Origin of the sequence: Peptococcus simiae, assembly GCF_046097595.1 — a bacterium.
Lineage (GTDB): Bacteria > Bacillota > Peptococcia > Peptococcales > Peptococcaceae > Peptococcus > Peptococcus simiae.
In genome coordinates this window covers 1-714 of sequence record NZ_JBJUVG010000034.1, presented here as the reverse complement: position 1 = coordinate 714, position 714 = coordinate 1, and the positions used below count along the sequence as shown (strand labels likewise).

The window sequence follows — 714 nt, the reverse complement described above, 5'->3', positions numbered from 1 at the left end:
CTAGAAGCCCCTCGAAAGCCTTTTACAGCAGACCAGCTGCGGATGCTGGAACTGGTGAATGCTGCCCGGGCTGAGCATGGACTGAAGCCGGTTAAGCTCTCTCCAGCCCTCTGTGAAGGGGCTGAGATTAGGGCGAGGGAGACTACGGAAGCCTTGCAGGGTATTAATTCCTTGGCCGGCTTTGAAGCTAAAGAAGCAGCCGGCTGGAATCCACATAGAAGATTAGATGGGAGCAAACCCAGTACCGTTTTGAATGATGTCGGCCTGTCGCAGTTTATTAAGCAAGGTAATTTAAGTGAAAATTTAGGCTCAACCTTAACCACTAGCGATAGGGACCTGTATTCACCAGAAGAAGCTGTGAATAGATGGATGAACTCCCCGGGCCATAGAGGTAATATTCTTAAGCCCTATAATAAATACGCAGGCTTTGGTTATCATGCAGGCAGCACTCAGAACTGGATTCAGCTTTTCCAATAAAAATATAAAAAGGGGCTATTGCAAAATAGGCCCTCTAACAAACAAAGTCCCAGCTCAAAAAAATGAGGAGGGACTTTGTTTATGGATATATCCATGTAAGCTTATAATATATAGCTAAGGAGAATTTTATAAATCAATTAGGGCTAAGTTTGTCTGCAATCCAGAGGCTGTGTCGAATGATTTTACTCATTCTGACACAGCCCCTTTTTTGCTTATCATTAGTATTTTAGAATATGA

General features: G+C 43.6%; 1 protein-coding gene. It reads left to right on the top strand.

Going from position 1 to position 714, the window contains the following annotated elements; all coding sequences use genetic code 11:
• The coding region (locus ACKQTC_RS09210) for a CAP domain-containing protein (protein ID WP_408978147.1) at positions 1 to 477 on the top strand (477 nt) is incomplete at its 5' end.
• Positions 478 to 714: the final 237 nt, after the last annotated feature.